The 21,837-nt window shown below is 29.2% G+C and carries 12 protein-coding genes; 5 read left to right on the top strand and 7 right to left on the bottom strand.

Annotation, left to right across the window (positions count from 1 at the left end):
• Positions 1-314 precede the first annotated feature (314 nt).
• Positions 315-1,289 carry a hypothetical protein gene (locus tag ACXLDF_RS13025; protein WP_457558967.1) on the bottom strand — a complete coding sequence of 325 codons (975 nt, stop codon included), beginning with the start codon at positions 1,287-1,289 and terminating at the stop codon, positions 315-317.
• A 109-nt stretch (positions 1,290-1,398) separates the two neighbouring features.
• On the opposite strand from ACXLDF_RS13025, the gene ACXLDF_RS13020 reads away from it, so the two are divergent.
• Positions 1,399-1,521 (top strand): hypothetical protein, encoded by a 123-nt coding sequence (locus ACXLDF_RS13020; RefSeq protein WP_457558966.1) that lies wholly within the window; start codon positions 1,399-1,401, stop codon positions 1,519-1,521.
• Positions 1,522-2,164: 643 nt separating this feature from the next.
• On the top strand, positions 2,165-5,308 hold the full coding sequence (locus ACXLDF_RS13015) for a LamG-like jellyroll fold domain-containing protein (RefSeq protein WP_457558965.1): 3,144 nt from the start codon (positions 2,165-2,167) through the stop codon (positions 5,306-5,308).
• A 110-nt stretch (positions 5,309-5,418) separates the two neighbouring features.
• On the opposite strand, the gene ACXLDF_RS13010 is transcribed toward ACXLDF_RS13015, so the two are convergent.
• The 3 genes from ACXLDF_RS13010 to ACXLDF_RS13000 all read right to left on the bottom strand — a co-directional run bounded on the left by ACXLDF_RS13010 (position 5,419) and on the right by ACXLDF_RS13000 (position 15,005).
• Positions 5,419-8,121, bottom strand: coding sequence for an AAA family ATPase (locus ACXLDF_RS13010; protein WP_457558964.1), 2,703 nt, complete (start codon positions 8,119-8,121; stop codon positions 5,419-5,421).
• A gap of 6 nt (positions 8,122-8,127) precedes the next feature.
• On the bottom strand, positions 8,128-9,750 hold the full coding sequence (locus ACXLDF_RS13005; RefSeq protein ID WP_457558963.1) for a metallophosphoesterase family protein: 1,623 nt from the start codon (positions 9,748-9,750) through the stop codon (positions 8,128-8,130).
• Between the two features lie 107 nt (positions 9,751-9,857).
• Positions 9,858-15,005, bottom strand: coding sequence for a DEAD/DEAH box helicase (locus tag ACXLDF_RS13000; RefSeq protein WP_457558962.1), 5,148 nt, complete (start codon positions 15,003-15,005; stop codon positions 9,858-9,860).
• A gap of 255 nt (positions 15,006-15,260) precedes the next feature.
• Between ACXLDF_RS13000 and ACXLDF_RS12995 the strand changes: the two genes are divergently transcribed.
• Positions 15,261-16,388, top strand: a complete 1,128-nt coding sequence (locus ACXLDF_RS12995) for a glycosyltransferase family 4 protein (protein WP_457558961.1) — start codon at positions 15,261-15,263, stop codon at positions 16,386-16,388.
• Between the two features lie 53 nt (positions 16,389-16,441).
• Here ACXLDF_RS12995 and ACXLDF_RS12990 read toward each other — a convergent pair whose 3' ends face one another.
• Positions 16,442-17,845 carry a hypothetical protein gene (locus ACXLDF_RS12990; RefSeq protein ID WP_457558960.1) on the bottom strand — a complete coding sequence of 468 codons (1,404 nt, stop codon included), beginning with the start codon at positions 17,843-17,845 and terminating at the stop codon, positions 16,442-16,444.
• Positions 17,846-18,134: 289 nt separating this feature from the next.
• On the opposite strand from ACXLDF_RS12990, the gene ACXLDF_RS12985 reads away from it, so the two are divergent.
• Positions 18,135-18,710: a hypothetical protein gene (locus ACXLDF_RS12985; protein ID WP_457558959.1), complete on the top strand. Its 576-nt coding sequence runs from the start codon at positions 18,135-18,137 to the stop codon at positions 18,708-18,710.
• A gap of 17 nt (positions 18,711-18,727) precedes the next feature.
• Here the strand turns inward: ACXLDF_RS12985 and ACXLDF_RS12980 are convergent, their stop codons facing one another.
• Positions 18,728-19,714: a metallophosphoesterase gene (locus ACXLDF_RS12980; RefSeq protein WP_457558958.1), complete on the bottom strand. Its 987-nt coding sequence runs from the start codon at positions 19,712-19,714 to the stop codon at positions 18,728-18,730.
• Between the two features lie 178 nt (positions 19,715-19,892).
• Here ACXLDF_RS12980 and ACXLDF_RS12975 point away from each other — a divergent pair, with 178 nt between their 5' ends.
• Positions 19,893-20,291 carry a hypothetical protein gene (locus ACXLDF_RS12975; RefSeq protein ID WP_457558957.1) on the top strand — a complete coding sequence of 133 codons (399 nt, stop codon included), beginning with the start codon at positions 19,893-19,895 and terminating at the stop codon, positions 20,289-20,291.
• 119 nt (positions 20,292-20,410) lie between these two features.
• Here ACXLDF_RS12975 and ACXLDF_RS12970 read toward each other — a convergent pair whose 3' ends face one another.
• On the bottom strand, positions 20,411-21,535 hold the full coding sequence (locus ACXLDF_RS12970) for a hypothetical protein (RefSeq protein WP_457558956.1): 1,125 nt from the start codon (positions 21,533-21,535) through the stop codon (positions 20,411-20,413).
• Positions 21,536-21,837 lie beyond the last annotated feature (302 nt).

The following is a 21,837-nucleotide window of genomic DNA, read 5'->3' as shown; positions in this document are numbered from 1 at the left end:
CTGAACTTGAAAAACAACGTAATGAAATTAATCCATAGATCTAAATCTAAAAAAATATTTTTTTATATATTTCTTTTTTTATCAGTCTTTAAGGTTATGATTTATCTCACAAAGAATAACCTCCTTTTTTCTTTTTGTAAAAACCACACTTTTTCTCTTATACTTTCTTGCATTTCCTTTTCAATGTATGCTCTCAACTTTGATTGATACATAGTTAAGTTTGTTTTCCAAATTTTTATGCCGCTTTTAATTTGTTGTTTGCGGTAAAATTGCTAACAATTAAAAAGATATGCGCGTAGATATAACTGAGTTAATTACACAGTTGGATGATGATTTCTGAAAGATTCATGAATGGAATTCAGCATGCGAAATCCCGTCTCTTCAAACCACCGTTTTTTATATGTTCGTGAAAGCCATCTGCTCCATCGCGCCAAATTTTTACGAGGTTTTAGAGTAGTGAAAAATCCCTCAATTTCATTAACTGCCTTATCAAAACTAATCTGATTTCTTCGAAATCTTTCACGAATTTGTAAAGCGGATTTACTCCCATGTGCAGTTAAAACTAAGTGCACATGAACCGAACTCGGCCATGGTTTAGTTTTTTTAGCTTGTGAAAATAGATAAATGTCGCTTAATTTTCGATTTCCGAGTAAAAGCTGCTCATAATAGCTCTTTACTTTTTGAAATTTCTTAGCACGCATTAGAATTGGTAACTTTTGATCTTTTAGTTCTTTAATCAGCGAGGCGCGGTAAAATTCACGGTCCATTAATGCGTAGCTCAGATTAAATCCTTGAAATTTGAGCCATTTCGCAAAAAGTCCTATATGTTTTGCCCTGTATTGTTTATAACGAAGCAATCGAAACTCAGAAAACAAAGTCATACCACATCCGTGAAGTACCATGCCTTGAAAGAGCCTAGATTTACGGGTTCCTTGTTGTTTATGAGTTTCCACCTCAAATGGTGGTTTAGGTTTCCCAGAGTATGGATATTCCGTGTTATCGACCAGTAGACGCATCTTCGAACCCCATATACCTAATCTTCGAATCTCTTGATTTAAACGATTTAGAATGTTTCCGAATATAAAATGAACATCTTTTTCTGATAATTTTCTGAAAAATTTATCGACTTCCGTTTGATGAGGCACTAATCTCCGTTTACGAACCCCATCGCTATAGAATTTCATTTTTAATTTGAATTTCTGTTGATAATGCTTGGTAAAAAGTTTGTTCAAGTAATCTGAGGCAAAATCAGTCGACTGCTTAGTAATTAAGGCGTATAGTTTGACCAAGATGTAATCATAGTATGAATACAATCTTGGACGAAATTTTTGGGCGATTTCAGATTGATCAACTAATTTGTTAACAAAAGATTTAAATTCACCATAGAGAAATTAATCCTTGGGGAAAGTTGGGATTGTCGATAGTGGAATCGCCACTCCTGTTATAGAAGACATATTATTTCAAATAAATATTCTTCTTTCCCCTCAAAACTGTTTCGGTTCTCGATTATTGGCGATTTAAGTCGGTATAGTTATAAACTTGAAGACTGTTATTATAGTCTTTATAAATATATTTTAAATTCATAAAAATTTCTTTGTAGAAATATCGGACGAAATAATTATTAAGAAATTCTGAAGCATATATTGTAGATTGCTTAGTCACCATCGCATAAAGATTAACAAGAATGAAATCTGAGCGAATAAAGTTTAGGTTTGAATTTTTTCGCGATTCCTGTTTGACTCATTTAATTTTCGACATAAGGTTTAAATTCTCCGCTGAGAAATAAATCTTGAAGGAAAGTTGGGATGGTCGATTGAGAGATCGCTGCTCCCGTAAGAGATGACATAATCTGTCAATTATATATTCTCCTTTTCCTTAAAAATTGCTTCAGTACTTAATTGTTGACAATTTGAGTCGGTGGAACTATAACCTTAAAGATTGTTGATTCTTAAACAAGAACAATTTGTTTTCTAAAAGAGTGTTTTAATAAATTTCACCATCACTGAATTTAAATATCCTTTTTTTTTATTAAATATTAACCTTAAAGAGAGTAAATGGTTAGGTAATTTATCAGCCAAATATTTTCAATCAATATTATTTTGATTTCAGAAGTAATTTTGAAAAAAAAAGAAGGTTATTTCTTAAGAAAATTATAGGTGCTAATATGACAAAAATAATAAAAAGAAAATGGAAATCAGTTCAGATTGCAATAGTTATCTTTATTTGCTTGAATTTTTTTCCTCAAAGTGCTTCTGCTGTTTTTATTCCTGGTGGTGGAATTGTCTATTCTCCGACTTTTGTTGTTCGACCAGCAGATAGGACAGTTACTTCTTTAACTTCTTTGACTTGGAAAGCTTATGTTTTTGGAGATAATTCACTAACAAATGCAAGATTATATGAAGATAAAGGAAATGGTTATGTCCAAATAAAATATTGGTCAAATTGGAATGATTATATTCCTTTAAATTATATTGCAGATTTTCCCTCGATAAATCCTGGACAAAGTATATCTTATACCTATAAAATGGTGATTTATAATCAATATAAATATACTATTGACTATGTGATTGTTACCTTCTTCTATGATAATGATGTAGATAAAGATGGATTGCCAATAAATAATGAAGCAATTTATGGAACAAGTGATAATGATCCTGATTGTGATGATGATCTTTTAAGTGATTATGAAGAAGTGACATTAGGTTCTGACGGCTTTATTACAGATCCCTTGGATTCGGATACTGATGATGATGGAATTAGTGATTATGATGAAATTACTATCTATAATTCTGATCCTACTAATTACTGGGATCCTAATGGAGAGAAAGAAATTACACATCTTGATGTGGTTTCAGAAACTATGCATATGTTCCATTTTGAAGGGTCTTTGAATGATGAAGGACATGATGCTGCATATTCTAGCAGTTCTGCTATATCATATACAGTAATTGATCCAGTGTCTGGAAATCAAGCTTTAAATTTGGATGACGAGAATGATTTTGCTCAAGTCTATTATCCGTGGGGTTATTCTGCTCCTTATTCTGAAGGTTCATTTGAATGCTCTTTTCAACCAAAAGCAATAACCGATTGGTCAATTATTATGGGGGCGGCGAATTTTGATGGTGAATTAGAATTATTTGTTGGGTTTTCGACTGATGGTTATTTGGTTGCTTATATCGATGGAGTGGGTACATTATATGGAGATACAGAATTAACTATAGGACATTTTTATCATATTTTATTTACTTTTGATTCAACTGGTGCAACGCTATGGCTAAATGGAAAAATTGATGATACTGTGTCTACCACAAATTTTTGGGGACTTCCTGCAAACACAGCTTGTGGAGTTGGAAATATTGGATCTCTGACTCAATTTGAGGGAAGTGCAATAGGATATGTCGATGATTTTCGAGTTAGTAATGTAAAATATGATGCTACAGACTTTTATCCATTACCAATTGTTCCACATACCCAAATATTAGTAGATTTTGACTTTGAACATGAATATTATGATGTTATTTTAAGCAACGAAGGATTTCATGATCCTCTCCGTGATTTACTAACTGAAGATGCAATAACAGGAACGAACTCACTAGAGTTAAGTAATAATGATTACGTATTTTGGAGATACTATGACTTTTATAATGAAGGAACTATTGAATTATATTTTCAACCTTATTCAATATCTACCGATGCTGTAATTTTACAATGTGGATATTCTATTGGATATCCTACTCCGATATTATATGAGTCAATGATTATTGGTTTTTGTAGTGATGGTAGGATTTATGCAACAATGAGCGAAAATGGTTTGAATTTTGATTCAATAATTTATAGTACCACGCATTTTGAAGTTGGGAATATATATCATATTGCATATACATTCGGACAAAATGGAAAAGCACTCTATATCAATGGTTTTAAAGAAGGATCTAAAATATCAGATACTCATGGATTGTTTTATGATCCATATAAAGATTCATGTTCACTAGTTGCAGGAAATATATTTAATGAAAATAAAATTTCTGCAACTGAAAAATACGACGATATACGATTGAGCAATATAACAAGGTCAATATTTCCTCACAAATTGAATTATATATATGATTTCGATTTAGATGGATTATTAAATGTTGATGAAGAAACCTTAAATCTCAATCCGACCAATCCAGATATCGATAATGATGGCTTAACTGATGGTGAAGAAATTATTGCTATTTATGGATATGCTTCTAATCCTAAGGAAATTGATTCTGATTTTGATGGAATAAATGATTATAATGAAGTCTTAGTATATAATACTATACCAATATCTAATGATACTGATTTTGATGGATTAAATGATTATGAAGAAATTATGATATATAACACCGATCCACGAAACTATGATTCTGATTCTGATAGTATACCTGATAATTTTGAAATCAGTTTTGGTTTAAATCCTCTTTTTAATGATGCTTTAAATGATAAGGATGGAGATTCTTTAAATAACTTAATGGAGTATCAAATGAATCTAAATCCATCATCTGTTGATTCAGATTTAGATGGTATACACGATCAAGAAGAAGATTTTGATGGTGATGGTTATTCTAATTATGAAGAATTGTTTGATCAAACATATCCTTCAGATCCATTAGATGCAATGTCATTACCCAGGCCCCCTGAAATTCAACAAGAAGATGAAGGTGTTAATTTCTTGTGGAATTATATTTTACCTTCCCTTGCTGATGTTGAATTACCAGATCTTCTAAAATTAGATATTGATCGAGATCCAGATAACAAAATTTCAGGAGAATTTGCAGTTTCGATCCAATTGACATATGCTGAGGTGTCGATTGCTTTAAAAATTAATTTTGAAGATTTATTTAAAGAACAAAAAATACCAGGGGCAAAATATGTTAAATCAGTGGGATTAGAAATCTATGGTTCTCTGGCAATAAAATATATATATACCACACAAGATGTAATTATAGAAATAAGAGGTGGGCTTAAAATAACTAGAATATGGGATTGGGAAATTGCAGCTCTTGCTATAGGTCTAGATTTTTCATTTGGTGTTGTTATTAATACTTCCCCTCCCCCAGGAGAGCCTGTAATTGAGTCTTTTGATATAAAATTCGAACCTTTTGCATGGGCACAAATAACAACCAGCATTGATTTTATTTTCTGGAAAAAACATATTACAAGATTGACAATATCATATCCAATTGTTTTATTATGGGATTTCTCACTAAACCCAATATTTCAACCAGTAGAATTTGGGCCTTTCAATATACAACTAACAGATGAAACAGAATCACTCACTTAGGAGTATTTATCTCTTTGATCAGTTTTTAGTGATATATTATTTAAAAATTGACCAATTTTTTCCTTTTTTAAATGCCAGTCATTTTAATCAAATCTATGTTAAATTCATTGCTAAATCGTTAATGTTTCAATTTTTGTTTCTTCTTCATCTGTTTTTGAGAGTCGAATAACATGGTTTGCATATTCTTCAAAAGTGTCATCATGTGATATTACAAAGATTTGTTCAAATCCACGAACGTTTTGGATACTTTGAGCTAAATTTCTGCGAGTTGATTCATCTAGGTTCGTTGTAGGTTCATCAAAAAAAGCAAAATCGATTTGCGTTAATATTTTGAGAATAGAAAGTCTAATTGCTAAAGCTACAGCCATCTGTTCTCCTCCAGAGAGTTGGGAAAAGTTTCTCTTTGGAATTTTTTCACTTTGAAGAATAACATCGTAATCCTTTTGCCATTCAATGTACAAATTTGAATCTCCTTTGATTTGTCTTAGAATTGTAGTGGCTGTTTGATTTATATTAGCTATCAAAGCCTCAGTTATTTTTGGGCCTGCTTCTTTAAACCAAGTCCTTAAAAGTTCTGAAAATTCTTTGATTTCTATTAATTTTTCTAATTGATTCTTTATTTGTAATAGTTCTTTTTCTTTTATTCTTAAAGCGCTTAGATTTCTCTGCAGATCTTCTAAATCATATTTCAAATGTTTTAATTCTTCTTCTTTTTGGATCAATTTTGTTTGAATTTGATTTTTACGTTTTTCTACTTCAGAAAATTCTGTTTCGTTAAAGTTGTTCAATAGAGAATTAAGCTTGATTGAATAATCTTTTCGATTTTTTATAGAGAGTTCTAACTTTTTTCTACTTTCTTTCAATTTTTGTTTGATTATCGGCAATTTAGTGGCCAATTTTTGATTTTTTTGATATAGATCATAAGAAGATTTGTATTTTTCTAATGTTCTTTGAGTCTCAATTTGTTCTATCTCCAAATTATTACCTTCTTCGACTTTTTGCTTAATAGGTTCCATATTTTTCATTAATTTGTTGATTGCTTCAGTAATTTTATAGGCAGAAGCTTGCTTATTAATAAGTTCTTTTTGGACTTTCATTAATATAAAATTGTATTGTTGGCTTTGATCTTTCAATTGTTCGATTTTTTGTTCTATTTTAGATAATTGACTTAGAATGGATGGTTTTGTATCAATGATTGGTTTGATTTCACTTAATTCTTCTTCTTTCCTTTTTAATTCTTCAATTTGTTCCTGAAATTGACTTATAAGTTCGAGACAACGATCTCTACGTTTTTGTAATACTGATTCTTGTTTTAATTTTGTATTTTGATTTTTAATTAAACTTGATAATTCTTTTATGTGTTTTTTATGAATTTCGATTTTCTCTGCAAAATAACTTTTAAGATCTTTATGAGGGTTATTATATGGTTGATCACAAACAGGACAAATTCCATTATTTGCTTGTTCGATATATGATTCCAATTCTTTTATCTGATTTTGGTGGGTTTTCAATTTAATTTGGTTTTGCTTTACTAAATTTTCAACTTTTTCTAATTCTTGTATTTGATTTTGAATGTTTTTATATTCTTCTTTGACTTTTTGTAGTTTTTTTGGTATTATATTTAATAAACTTAATTTTTCTTTTAATTGAGCATATAATTTTTCCTTCTCACAGATTCTGTCTCTCTGTATTCGAAGTTTTTCTGCATTTTGCGTATAAATTTCGAAATCTTGATGTGCTTTTTCTAAATTTGGAAGCTCTGCCCTTAATTCTTCAATTTTGGCAATCTCTTTATCAAATTGCTTCTTTTGAGTTTGGTATTCTGCCAGTTTTCGTTCAAAATTAAATAATCTATCTTTGTTTTGTCGCCAAACACGAATTTTGGAAGAGAGTTCTTTATTTTTCTTTTCAAGTGCTATATATTTTTGATAAATTTCCTCTGATTTCAAGCAAATATCGTGAGCATTTTTTGCTTCTTCAAGACTAATTGAGAGTTCTTTTTGCAGTTTTTCTTGTCCCGAAATATCTTGCTCTAAAATATCAATATTCTTTTGAATTGTTGTGATGTCTTCCTTAATTATTTCAAGTTCAGCAAAGTGTTTATGCACTTTTTCCCACTCTGAATTAAGCATTTGTATATCTTTTTTCATTTTTTTTATCTTTTTTGAGTATTCTTTTTCTCTTTCTTCTAATTCTGGCTTAATTTTTAATTCCCCTTCAAGACCGCTCTTCTGAATCCCTTTTTCGTGGATTTCATTCTCAAAATCTTTAATTGTATGTAAGAAATTTTTGAAAAGTTTTGAATAAATATCGACATTCAATAGTGGTGCAAAAACAATGGCTCTTCCTGTAGGATTTCGTAAAAAAGGTTCTGTAAAAGTTCCTTGTCGAACACCAATTCCGTTTTCAAAAATTGTTTTTAAGGGTAAATCGTATCGAATTCCTAATATTGAATGGACCCATTCACGGAAATTTTGTAGTGAGTTTATATCCTTTAAGACTAATCCAGTTTGTGTGTGGGTAACTGATAATTCATTTTTAGATTTACCGATTGTTCGATAAATCATATATTCTTCTTCATCCCTACCTAAAATCCATAATTTTATTTCTCCAAAATTTTCTTTACCACCAATTCGGACATATTGTTTTTGATTTCTTCCTGGTAAAAAATCAAATAAAACATAACCAATCATTTGTAAAACTGTAGATTTTCCTGATCCATTATTTCCCATAAGGTAATTTATACCTGGTCTAAATTCTATAATACTGTCTTTATAAGTTGTTATATTGGTTAATTGTATTTTTTGAATCATTTATTTTTACCTCCCTTCAATGTTTAGTTTTTCATAATTATTATCCAATTCTTCTTCAACTTGTTCTTCATCAATGCCATCATCGCCGAATTCTTCTTCATCTTTTTCATCATTGTTGACTTCTTCTTCATCTATTTTTTCTCCTTTATATTCTGTCTTAGATGGTGTTGATTTTAATGAATTAGGCAAAAAATCCGCTAAAGTATTTTGATCTTTATGAAAATTCATTCTTACATTTTTCTTTGGAAAAATAGAATTCCACCATGTGATTATTTCATGAAAAACAGAATTTCCACTTTTTTTTGATAACAATGGTTTCTTTAAATCTTTCATTAATTTTACAATTTCATTAGTATATAATTGATATTTTGGATGAATTGAAATTATTTTTGTGAAAATTTCTGTTTCAATATCATTAATTGTGCGGTTTTTACTCTTTGTAATTGAGATTTCATCCATTTCTGAAGCTAAACCTTGTGCGAAAATTCGTGTTTCAAAAATTTGAAAGGTTTCTAGTATTTTTTCTCGCAACTTGGAGAAATTTAAATCTAATTTTGAAAAGGGAATTGTTCCAAAAATGAATATATATACAAAGGGAAGATTAAGATCTCGAAAATTCAAATCTTTCCGTGTAATTCCTGAAAGGAGTGGAATTCCGTTCCTTTTTACTTGTTCTATAATAAAATCTGATAAATCATCAAAATTATTTAATGGGATTCCTTCTACATTCATTTTTACATTATAAAATGCTCTATTTGGAAGAGTACTAAAATCTTCATTCTCTCCATTTTCAAATTCAATAAGTTGAACTCGTCTTTGTTCTGTTTCTTTTCCAAAGACTTCAACTAAAAGAACTCCTCTTTGAAATGGTTCTCCATTGTCTCCATATAATTCTTTTGGAGTATTAATCTCTGTTGATCCAGGATTATAAATCCAAGAATCTTTATCTGGAAGTGAATAATATTTGTGATAATGTCCTAATGCTAAATAATCGATTTTTTCATGAATTATTTCTAGTTCAGGTGTTATTTCAAATCCTAATTTACCTTTTACCTGACCCTGAATTCCAAAATGCATCATTAAAATATTAAAAGTATCATTTTCTGAAGGTAAAGAATTGTAGATTTTAGGGAGTAAATCTTTTGTAATTGCACCATAATAAGGGATACCGTATATTCTTGCATCACCAATGGATACTACATTCCCCCTTTTCTTTTTTGCTGAATATGGCTGGAAAATTCCCGTGCTATCTTTTTCTTGGAAATTAATTGATAATAATGAAATTAAATTTAAATCTGCCAAAAATTTTAACCAAGAACGTTTTGCAAAATAATTTCGTTTATCATGATTACCTTCAATTACAATAATTGGAATTTTATGTCCAAAAAGTTCTAAGGCTTTATCTTGAAATTGCTTTATCATCAAATAGCATGCAGACAACGTTTCTGGGTTAATTCGATTTGAATTAAAAAAATCTCCTGAATGTAAAATAAAATCGACATGTTCTTCAAGAGCTTTTTGTAAAACTGCATTAAACGCACGATTAAAATCACGAAATCGCTCAAAAAGGTGATATTGTACATTTCCTAAGTGTGTATCTGCCATGTGGATAAATTTAAATGATTTCATAAAGAAACACCATATAATTGATATATTATACAAGATTTTAGTAAAAATATTTGCTCATTAATTATTTTTTAATTTTATTATAAGGTTTATTATAAGGTAAAATCTATCTAAAAAAGATCATCGTCAGTATCATGTAATTTTATCGACAATTTTTTTTCTGGTAATTTCTTCTTGATCTTTTCTGATTTTTTTTCACTTTTTTTTAATTTTATTTTTGATGAAACTTTATTTGTAGGCAAATTTTTCTTGTTATTTGCAATAGTTGTAGATTTGTTATCTGCTAATGTTTTTTTTATTTTATTTGCTGATATGTTTTTTGTTTTTGAATTTAAAGTAGAATTGAAAAATATATAATGAAATTTCTGCGGTATAGGTAAAATTTTTGCAATTCTCTTTGGGTTATTAATATCCATTTCAATCTTTATCTTTTTTCCATTATCAAGAAAAATTTTTGATACTTGTTTTGTTGGAATAGATTTAATTATATCCAAAAAAAACTTTTGTGAGGTTGCAGTAATTGATAGTTTTTTCTGCTTGATGAACTCAATATCATAGTAAAAAGTGGAAAAAGGATTAACTTCCTTTGGTAAAGAATTTTGATATTCATGCCATCTGAAATAGAAAAAATCTTGATAGCCCAAATGATTCTTAAAGAATAATGTTTTTTCCTGATTGCAGAATTCAAATGCATATTTGTATGTTTGAGCGGCATAATTTATTAGTAATTTATCATGAGGAATATACTCCAAAAAAGCTCGGCTACAAATATATATTAGTTTTCGTTTTGCTCTCGATGTTAAAACATTAAATCTATTTAAATCGTAGATAAATTCTTCTTCTTTCTTTAAATGATCTTTATCCGAAATTCCAACTGAAGCTATAATCATATCTCTGTCTGAACCTTGAAATTTCTCAACAGAATAAATTGTTGCTTGTAAACATCTCATTAGCTCTTCATCAGACAAGAGTGTTAGGCGATGTTTTTTATCTGTCATTTCTAGAAAAACTTGTCTGAGAATTTGTCGCCCTTGTGCATTATGGGGAGAAACAACTCCAACTGATTCTAACCAGAATTTTCTCTCTTCGTCAACTGTCTTGATATTAAGAGATTTCCAATAATATAAAACTATTTTACTAATTAGAAACGCTTCAATAGGACTGATGGCTATCTCAAAATCGTACTCGTGAATAATTGTGCAAACTACCCGTTCTGGCTTGAATACTTCTTCAATCCATTTAGGTGATGAAGATGGTAATTTACCTGATAAAGATAATTTAATTGCTTTGAAATGTGCCTTTAAATTTTGATATAAAGACAATTGTCTTGTAAACTCTACAATATCAGGATGTGATCTATAATTTATTTGTAATTGAGTTTGAGAAATTCCGTGATGACGGACATAATATGAATATAAACTTCCCAATATTTGTTCAACTTTTTTCGGGGGCTCTACTGGTTGAACAGGAGGTAATTGAAAATAATCACCAACGATAACTATCTGGGTGATTTCATTTGAATTAATTTCTTCAATCTCATCATCTGAATATTGTAAAGGTACATTTTTTATTGAATTCAAAGAGGATATTGGTGAAATCGAGAGAATACTCGGATGTACAAATTGTAGAGATGCTAAAAAATGATCTGTAGGCACTTGACTCGCTTCATCCACAATTATTAAATCAAAAGAAATTTGTGGGATTGTGCAAGTTGGAATATGATACAATTGATGTGCATTTCCAAAAAGGATGAATTTATCTTTAAGAACATTTTGCAAAGGTTTCTTCTTAGTTATAATTCTTTTTTGTCCATTCCAAAGCCATCCTCCCCCTGATTTATGTGTTAGATCATCAATATGTGGTAATCCGGGAATATCTTCAATTGGTTCTATCATTTCAGAATGTAAAAAAATTAATTGCATTGAAGCAGCTTGAGTTTGATTTCCAAGTTGATCTTTACTTAAGCGAATTTTATCAATCAAAACTCGAATGGCAGCATAAGAAAAAGCAGTAATTAATATTTTTATTGGGATGTTTTTTCCAAATTTCTGTTTAATTCTACAAATATATTCATCAATCAATGTTGTAATTGTTTGCGATTTTCCTGTTCCGGGAGGACCTTGTATTGCATGAATATAAGAATTGAGGGCTAAACAAATTGCTTCTTTTTGAGAGAGATCTGGTTTTGGATAAGCTTTAGATAGTAAATTTGGAAATTTACCCTTTGTTATCGGTTTATATGATTTAGGTTCAAATGGAAGGGTAGATAATATTTTTGGATAGAACAGATATATTTCTGGTAATTGAAATTTCCATGATGATGGAAATGAAATGTTTGTTTGTGAATCAATTCCCCACAAATAAGCAAGAAGTGAACCTAACCAACTATCTCCAAAATGATGTTTTTCAAGTAATCCATTTCCATTACCTTTATATAGTTTATTGCTCCAGACATCTAAGGGTAAAGGAAAAATATACCATATCGGTTCGCTTTTTGGTTTAGAAACAAATGCTTGATAATTTTTGAATAAATCAACATTATGTGGATAGGTTTTGATAATAAAACCATTAATTTTTGAATTCCAAATTAATCTTTCTATAGAAAATTTCCAATTATATATCCAATTTCCAATTTTTTTATCCCTCATTTCATCTGGGATTAGTAATATCCTATCTTTTTCCTTTAATTTCATATTACTTGACAGATCTCTAATTTCAAAAATATAATATGAATCTTTTTGGGGATTTGTTTGGATGAATTTGAGATTTTGAACTTCAGCTGCATTTAGCTTACCGATACTGTACTCAGGAAACATAGTTCTTATTTCTTCTTTTTCAAGTTCATCAATAGCACCTGTTAGTCTAGCAAAAAAATACCAAAGATGAGCAATTTTATGAAAAGATTGAGGAACTAATACTTGAGAAAATGAATCTAATGAAACAGGATTTGATTCAAGTGGGATTGATTCTGTAGCTTCTACTTGAAACTTTTTTCTGATTAAGTTAATTATTTTAGTTTTTCTTGATAATTGATATTTAATTTCTTCTTCACGCTCTTTTTTTAAAGTAGGGTCCTCTGTTTCTAAAAATTCATACCAAACTTGATAATCCATATAATTGAAATGAGTTATCCAGAATTTTTGCTTAAATTTTGTATTAAATATCTCTTTTCCAATTTCATGCCAAGTATAATTAATTAAAGAAGGGAATCCAATTACACTTTCAACAAATTTGAGAAGATCGTATAATTTATTGTGCTGATAAGGATGAGAAACTTCCGATTCTGCTGGAGTAAAGAATTGAATGATTTTTAGTAATTTTTGATGATAACCAGATGAATTTAACAACTTATCTAAATTTCGTTCCATCAAATCGCGCATATTTTCTATTTGATCTTGAGCCCAGTAATAGATAGATAGATGCAACCTTATTTTCCGAAAAAAATTTTTCTTTTTAATTATAACCCTATATTCATACACCAAGTAATTTTCAATTATAGTGCATATTTCAATAATCGCAATAAGTTTGTCGATTATTTTTAACAGCATTATTAATTCATCATTAGGATCTTTCAGACTTTGATTGACAATGTTATATTCATAATTTACTTTCGTTCTCTGATAAGGTTTTTTTCCTGGTCTTGGCTGACCTTCTAAAGTTATCTCTAAAGGAATGATATTTTTTATAATATAATGTAAGGACTCAATCGCTTTAAGCGGGAACTTATTGTAAAATGGATTATTCTTTTGTAATTCTTGAAGAATTTTATCGGGATTTATATTCTTAGTCAGAGATTCTTTCCAAATTTTCCACCATTGATGAAACAAAGGATAATTTTTAGATTTTTTTGCAATCATCATTTCAAGTCGAAGACCAATTCCAAAAACGCGTTCATTTAAAGGATCTGACTCTATAGTAAAAATAAGATTCATAGAAGAATACTTGGGTATAGCATAACTATATATTCGCCCTGTAGATGGATAAATTGGTGATTGCTGGATAATTGCCTTTGCTCTATTTTGAAGAAATGGCATCTCAGCATAAAGTGGTTGTGGTGTTGTTCCTATCGGAATTGATTGAAGTTTGTTAGCAACATCACCAATTGTTTTTAGGCCATACTCCTTCATTTGCATAATTACAGAAGGATTGGTGTATGGAATTAATTCTAAAGACCAATTTTTTGGAGGATTTCCATTTATAACCCCTAAACGCTTTATACAATCATTTAAAAATTGACAACTCCCACAGTGTGGTTGAATGTTTAGTGGTATTGAATTAATATTGCATGGTGCTTTTTTCCAAAGTTCTTTAAATGCATTAATCGCATTTTTATATAATCGGGAAAGGTTTTTCCATTCAACCTTAACTAAATTTAAGTTGATATGTTCAATATTATTTATTTGTACTATTAAGTTATCATCTATTAAGGGTAAAATCCCATTATCTTCCAATGAAACAAAATACATATCATCCAATGCATGAGAATGAATATACCATGCCATTGCATGCATGTAATAAAGAATTTCTATAAAATGGGGTTTTCCAATATTATTTTCTGAGATGTGTTTTATATCGATGATGGATATTTTGAATAGTGGCGAATTCTGATTAATTGAAATAGTTTTTTGGAGACCTAATTCATTAAGTGCTAAAATCGTTGAAGATTGGTTTTTTTGTGAAATAATCCGTTGAATTGTAATTATATCAGGACGAAATTTTGAGTATTTTATAGGAAGTGGATCTTGAGGATGTTTTGGAGAGAAGATTTTTTCAAAAAATTCTTCACCTGTATCAAATTCACCTTCCAAAATAATGAATTCATCCAAATTATTTTTTTGAGCAAGAAAATATAGATTTTTAAATAACTCTGGTGTTATATTTCGGTTTAAGATCATTTTGTTAACTTTACTCTTAATGCATAAACAAAAAGGAAGAGTAGAAAGATGTGAATAAATTTTTTGTTCATATTCATGTCCTTGTTTCATGGAAAATTCTGAGCCTGCTCGTTTTGGAATCCGAGGTTCTGGTTTTTCCACTGGATTCCGCCATAATGGTGAATTTGGGAGGTAAAGAAAGGTTTGGCGAAGACAATTAACTTCAATAAGACGTTTTAAGGAATTTTTGCTAAATGTTTTGGGAATTTTGATTGAATTTTCAATTTCTTTCTCAATTTCACTTTTTGAACGTTTATCAATTATTTGTAAATCGATTACTGATGAAGATGATTGGTTTTTATGAGATGATGATTTTTTTTCCATTTCTTTGTTTTATCCTTTTGATTTGTAAAAATATTATGTATAAATAATAACAATAATAATGATAATTTTTTCCTGTTCAATTATTATTTATTTATGAGATTTAAATTCCTATGCCCCTACAGATTAATTAAATGATTTGTGAAAATAAGTTACATTGTGAAATTAATCACATTGATTTCTTCCAACTAATATTGCAAATGATTATCTTTTAGTGAATATTATCAAAATGTATTGATTTAATGTGGCAAAAACATTATGAAAATAGCAATTTATTTAGGAACATTTAAAAAGAACCATGACGGGGTAGCAAGAGCAACTTATCATCTTGTTGATTCTTTTCTGGCAAATAATAATAAAGTTTTTGTAGCCTCCCCTTTGATCACACCTCAAATACGGGAAAATCTAACTCTTTTTCAATTTCCATCTATTCCTATCTTTTTTTATCCAGAATATAAATTTGGTATTCCCATTGGAAGGTTTTTCCGAAAATTGAATCAATTCAAACCAGATATCATCCATATTGCCACTCCTGATTTAATTGGTCTTCTTTTAAGTTTGTATGCTAGAATTCGGAATATTCCACATGTTTTTATTCACCATTCTGATGTTGTTCGAGTATTTCAATATTACAAAATGGGTTTTTTGGAAAGATCAATTAATTGGATGTATCGTACGTTTTACAATAAGGCTTGCGCAGTTTTTACACCAACTTTTAAAATTAAAGATGATTTAGAAAAATTGGGTATTCATCGCGTATTTTTATGGTCTCGAGGAATTGATCGAACACAATTTCATCCTTCATTCAGAAATCGCGCGATTAGAAATTCATGGAAGGTCAGAAAAAAGAAAGTAATTCTATATACAGGTCGATTAGTATGGTATAAAGATTTAATGGTGATTGCGGAGGTATATAGTTTATTTCAATCTAAATTCCCTTCAAAATCTCTTTTTGTTTTAGCAGGTGATGGACCTATTCGCCATGAATTAGAAGAATTGATGCCAGAAGCAATTTTTTTGGGATATATTGAAGATAAAATGTTGAGTCAAGTGTTTGCCAGTGCAGATATTTTCTTATTTCCTTCAACAACAGAAACATTTGGGCAAGTTGTTCAAGAAGCTTTGGCTTCAGGAATACCTGCAATTGTATCTGACATTGGAGGTTGTCAAGAAATTATCAAAAAATCCAATGCAGGTCTAGTTGTTCAAGCAAAAAAACCAGAGTTATTTTTTCAAGCTTGTTTACAATTAATCAATAATGATGATTTATATAATAAATTCTGCCAAAATGCTTTGAATTTCTCAGAAAATCGATCATGGGAATATATCAATAAAGAGATTATCAAAAAATATCAAAAAATTGTTAGAATTTGTAAGAATATGTAAGAATATGTAATACCTGGAAAAAAATTTATAAATAAATCACAAATCACAATATGTTATATTTTTTCAAATGTTTCAAGGTTTTCTGAAGATTCAATATATTTTCTTTCAATAATTGCATTATTTAATCGGGATGAATGATATTGTGTTATCATTGCTCGTAATGTTATTAATATCCATTCTAAACTGAATTTATATTGGGATTTTTCCCATGTTTTTGATATTCCCCACCATATAAAAATTTGCATTCCAATAAACAGAAATAATTGTAAAAATCGATCTCCTGGAAATTCTGGTATTAGATTCCAAAGAGGCATATACCATTTAAGATTTATTACACAGATTATACTTTCGAATACATATATTGTCATGGTAATTATTCCAAACCTAACTAAGAATTTTGTCCTTTTAACCCGCTTTTTTAGATTATTGGAGCCACGAAATTCAAGTAATTCAATAAAAATTGCTTGAATGAAAAGAATATATCCAATGTCGAGAATTTGTATTTCTAAAGGAACAAAATATCCTAAAGCTTCTGGAGTTAAATTTAAACCATAAATAGAAATGTAAATTCCTGCACCAAGCATTATTATAGGACCAATTATAAACCCAATAATATGGAAAAATCTATTACTTTTCTTTTCAGCCATTGAAATTCCAAAAATCAAACCTAAAAAGCCATATGCTACATTTGGAAAGGTACTATTTGGTGGACCTATGATAAATTTTAAACATAAGGCTATTAAATAATTCTTTTCATCCAAAGCATTAAAAAAAACCGTATCTAACCGAGAATGAAGCAAAGGAGAAATACAAAACCATCCAATAGCAATGCAGGTAAGAATAATTAAATTACGTTTAGTTTTGAGATATCCTTTCTTTCGCCATAAAAACATAAGAGTAACCAAGCTAATTAATCCATTTACCGCAATCAATCCAATAGCATCAGTTTGAAAAAGAACTTGGATATCTGTCCACATTAAATGCTCAGTTTCTAAAGAACCTGTGATTAATGTTCGCTGAATTGAGCCATTCCAATGCAATCCATAATGAAATAATGAAACATGTATAAATGATATTCCTAATAGAAGTAAATAATTTATTGCAGAAACTAAAAAGGTATTTTTCAGCGATTTTTGTGAAATATGTGGCATAATATAAGAATTTGGATGACTATGAGTAATTATTAGTGAATCATTTTTATTATTTGAATTCAAAATAGATTTTAATTTATATCCTAAGGCTGTACTTGAAATCAGTGGAAAAACAGGTGCACAAGTTGATAATAAGATTATTGGTGAGAATATAATAACCATCCAAATAGGAAATTCATCCAATTGAATTATTGTAAAATCCCAAAGAATTAAATGAGAAAATGCATGTGTTACAATAATGAAAAGGGCAACAAAACCACGAAATACATCCAAATATAGTAATCTCTTATTAATTGTGAACACCATTCTTTAATTGTTTTATAATTTTTCTTATTTTTCAATATACTTTTTAATTATTATTAAGCTGGTGATGAATTTTGATACCAGTGGTTCATTTGTTTTTCATTTTTCCATATGGATACTTGAGAAGATATTGGAGAACAAAAAAAACAACCATAAACGATGTTAAGCTTGGAGAAGAAAAAAAAATTTACCAGATTTTTGAATTCGGATTTTTTCATCAAACTATTATTAATTTGTAAACAATATTATTTTTTCTAAATTGAAAAAAAACAAAACAAAAATGGAGGTAAAAATGATGAAAAATGAATCAAGTAAAGTAATAGAATTACCTAAATTGTGTGTGGGTTGTTTAAGAGAAGGGAATGGATTAAATGCTGCTCAATTTGTACCAATTATTCACAGGAAATTTGAATTTTTAAGAAAATCAAGAGGAAGCAATCTTTTAAGTGTAAAGTACTATCTCTGTGGAAAATGTTCAAGAAAAGCCAAGAAGAAACATCAATATTTAATATTTTTATTGGCAATTGCTTCTATATTAGACCTTATGTTCCTTTATATTACATTTTTAACCTTAAACAAAAATATCATCATTTTTTTTGCAACAACTTCATTTGAGATAACAATTTTGGAAATATTGAGCACATTATTATTTCTTCAGCTGAAATTTCTGCGAAATCCTAGTGGAGATTATCTGAAAATTGATGTTCCTCATCTTCCCTACTATATTGCAAAACGAAAAAGCCTGAAAATTCCAATATATTTAAAAATCAAAGATTTAAGGGTCTTAAGAGAAATAAAAACACGGTTAAAGTTGAAATCTAAAGAAATATCCCTTATTCCTTTACGCCAAGTGTGGGATCATTACTAAAGTGCGAATAAGTTTTTTTATTGAATTTTTTTTATCAAATTAAAATCAATATCCCTAAGATAAATACGGTCCCCTTTTTCATGAATAACATGGCCGATAGGAATATTTCCATAATTAGGTGTAGAAGAATATATATAATATAGAAGATTTGGGAAAATTTCTTGAAAAATACCTCTTGGATGTTCGTGTGAGCGGTAGATTCGCTTTAAATGATTCATCTTTAAAAAATTTTTAAGTTCTGACTCTGTAAAAAAGAAGAAACCGTGATAAGAGCGCGCATTAGGATGTTCTTGTTCATTTTCGGTTGGATCGTTCCATCGAATTTGTGTAAAAATCTCTTTAAGTTCTTTTTTTAGTTGAATATCTTTTATTAAATAAAATTCTGAATGAGGTTTTGGCATTTGATTTAAAATATTTAAAAGAAAAGCTATCTTAGGAATACCTGCATGAATACATAAAGAGTCTAATGGAGTAATTGCTGCTAAAGACATTAAATCATAAATTGCTTCAATAGTGGATTGTACTGCTTTAAATATATCAGGATTTTCAAAGTATCTTTGTAATTCTTGATAAAATCCAAAAACTAAATTAATTGCCATATCTTCATGGTTTCCTCTAAGTAAAATAACTCGATCTGGCCATGCTAGGTTCAAACCGATAAGATACATTAAATTTAAAAAGCCATATTCGCCTCTATCAACATAATCTCCCATAAAAACTAATGCATCTACTTTTTTTTCAAAAAATGCACGGGTTATTCGTAAAGTAGAAGGAAAATCACCATGTGTATCACCTACAATAAGTACATTATTAAAATGGTTGCTGATTTCAGATAAATTTACTACATTTGGAATGGGTTGTGCTATGGATTGATATTTTAACCATATTTTTCCAATATTAAAAAGTGAAAGTGGGGATACATTTTTCATTATCGTATAGGCTTCAGGATTTTCAATGAGCCGTTGTAATGATTTAGGAATAAAATTTCGATTATAATGACGCATGTTAGTAAGCTCGTATCTATGTGTAGATAAGTTTTTGATCAAGGCTAGTTGATTACTAAAACTTATTCGCACTACTTTTATTATCCTATTTAGGACTTTTTTTTATACTACTTTAATGTTTCTTTTTAAACATTGCTGAAAATTTTTAAATAAAGAGAATAAGATTAAAATGATTATTATGAGTGAATCTGAAATTCAAAAAATAGAATCTGCTTTATTACCTTTTGCTAGAAAACGAACAGATCCAAGCCAAATAGGGATGCTTGGAAATCTATTTAAAGGTTTTGCAGGTAATTTGTATGAAAATCTTATAAATCGATTAGTTCAAGCCTTCAGTAGAGCAATTCTAAGCGTTCAAAATGATATTTATTTAAAAGATTTAGCTACTGCTATAATTTCTGAAGCAGGGTATATGAATGAAGTTCGGCCGTATAAAATAACTGGTCGAATGAGCACTGACGCTGATGTGTTCTACCAATGGCAAACAGAGATTCATGCCTGGTTGATTTACTTAGCATCAGAAGGTATTCTACCTGGTCGCTATGAGCGTTTCATTGGCCATTTTGTGCGTGAATAGGAATAACGTTAAAGAAAATAGATTAAATGTGCGAATTAGTTTTATATTTTTTTTTTCATTTCAAAAAAGGTAAAAAAAATATAAAGAAAAGAATCAAAAAGTATAATCTGGTAATTTATTCATATGTTTTTTCCAAATCCTGTTATTATTCGCTTTACTTTCAAAAATGGGAAAATACTGCCAATTAAATTTTCTGCATTATTGAAAATTTCTACTCTTTTTGTATCTTCTTTTAATTCATTTTGAAATCTTTTTTCAAATTCTACAACATAACGACGTAAAGCGCGTTTTAATACACCAGAGATAGATTCTGTGATAATAAATACAGTAACATATTCACCTGATTTAAGTAATATGCTTACTTCATCGCTTCTAATCAAATTCAGTGGCTTTTCTGCTTTTAATTTTATTTTAAAAAGATTATTTATCACGCTAATAAGCCCAGCGATTAAATCCTTTTGCAACGAAATTTGCATATTATTTTCAAATTCGACTGCATGGATTGCAGGTCCATATTTCATAGATACAATAAGAATATAATTTTGTGAAGGCAAGCGATAGAGATAGTTAAAATCAGTAAGGTAGAGAATTAAAAACCCAAATAATCCTAAAAGTGGAAATAAATCCCCAATTACTGATATCGCACCGTACCATTCTGGAGTAACACCAAAATATGATTGTAAATCCAAGAAGAGCAAATAAAAATAACCCAATGATACTACAGTTAATGAAATTGCAAAGAACAACGGCTTTTGCTCATTGGTTTTCTTTCTTATATGTAAATAGATAGGGATTCCATTTAGCGCATATACTAACAAGGCATTAAGGCTATAGCCCATATCGGCTAAAAGCCACATGTTATTCTTTACATCAGGATATGCATCATAAATGACAATAGACCATAGTCCAACAACTTGTAAAAGCAAAAATCCAAAGCTCATTAAAAGAAACAATAGATGGTGGTCTATTGATTCTAAGCTTCTTAGAAATAAAAAAAATAAGAATATCTGTAAGCCATAACATGAAAGTTGAACAGCGAGAAAAATATTATCTATTTGACCTGGAGTCGAAAGCCCAAATCCTCGTAAAGTTGCAAAAATAGCTCCTATGAATCCAAATGAAAGGTTTCCAATAAAGAAAGGAACAGATCTTTTAAAATGAATCGATTGAATTAAGAAAAGTAGTAAAAGTATTTCAAATAAGCATGAGATTATCAAATTAAGAATAGTATTTGTATCTACCATAATCAATTAATGGGAAAAAATACCTATAAAATTACGTGAAGTTCATTTTTCAAATTTTTTGTTCGTCTCTCTTTTTACATTATTGTTTTTTTGATTTTATCTCAAAATCTCTTATTTTGCCTAATAAACTTATTCGCACCAAATAAAATCTCTACTTAATTGGTTATTCTTAATAGTTATTTCTATTTGAAAAAGAAAAAAAATAAATTCAGAAGGGGTTGCGTCACATTATTCTCCGTATTTTGGGAATAAATAACTCGCGATTTTAAGTTATTAGCTAGTAAATAAAACATTTTTTTAAC

It is taken from the genome of Candidatus Harpocratesius sp. (assembly GCF_054039255.1).
This window is presented reverse-complemented; position numbering and strand designations above follow the sequence as displayed.

Excerpts from the sequence above, each read along its gene's own strand:
- ACXLDF_RS13015 (WP_457558965.1), top strand. The coding sequence starts at position 2,165 with ATGACAAAAATAATAAAAAGAAAATGGAAATCAGTTCAGATTGCAATA.
- ACXLDF_RS13010 (WP_457558964.1), bottom strand. The coding sequence starts at position 8,121 with ATGATTCAAAAAATACAATTAACCAATATAACAACTTATAAAGACAGT.
- ACXLDF_RS13005 (WP_457558963.1), bottom strand. The coding sequence starts at position 9,750 with ATGAAATCATTTAAATTTATCCACATGGCAGATACACACTTAGGAAAT.
- ACXLDF_RS13000 (WP_457558962.1), bottom strand. The coding sequence starts at position 15,005 with ATGGAAAAAAAATCATCATCTCATAAAAACCAATCATCTTCATCAGTA.
- ACXLDF_RS12995 (WP_457558961.1), top strand. The coding sequence starts at position 15,261 with ATGAAAATAGCAATTTATTTAGGAACATTTAAAAAGAACCATGACGGG.
- ACXLDF_RS12990 (WP_457558960.1), bottom strand. The coding sequence starts at position 17,845 with ATGGTGTTCACAATTAATAAGAGATTACTATATTTGGATGTATTTCGT.
- ACXLDF_RS12985 (WP_457558959.1), top strand. The coding sequence starts at position 18,135 with ATGATGAAAAATGAATCAAGTAAAGTAATAGAATTACCTAAATTGTGT.
- ACXLDF_RS12980 (WP_457558958.1), bottom strand. The coding sequence starts at position 19,714 with ATGCGTCATTATAATCGAAATTTTATTCCTAAATCATTACAACGGCTC.
- ACXLDF_RS12975 (WP_457558957.1), top strand. The coding sequence starts at position 19,893 with ATGAGTGAATCTGAAATTCAAAAAATAGAATCTGCTTTATTACCTTTT.
- ACXLDF_RS12970 (WP_457558956.1), bottom strand. The coding sequence starts at position 21,535 with ATGGTAGATACAAATACTATTCTTAATTTGATAATCTCATGCTTATTT.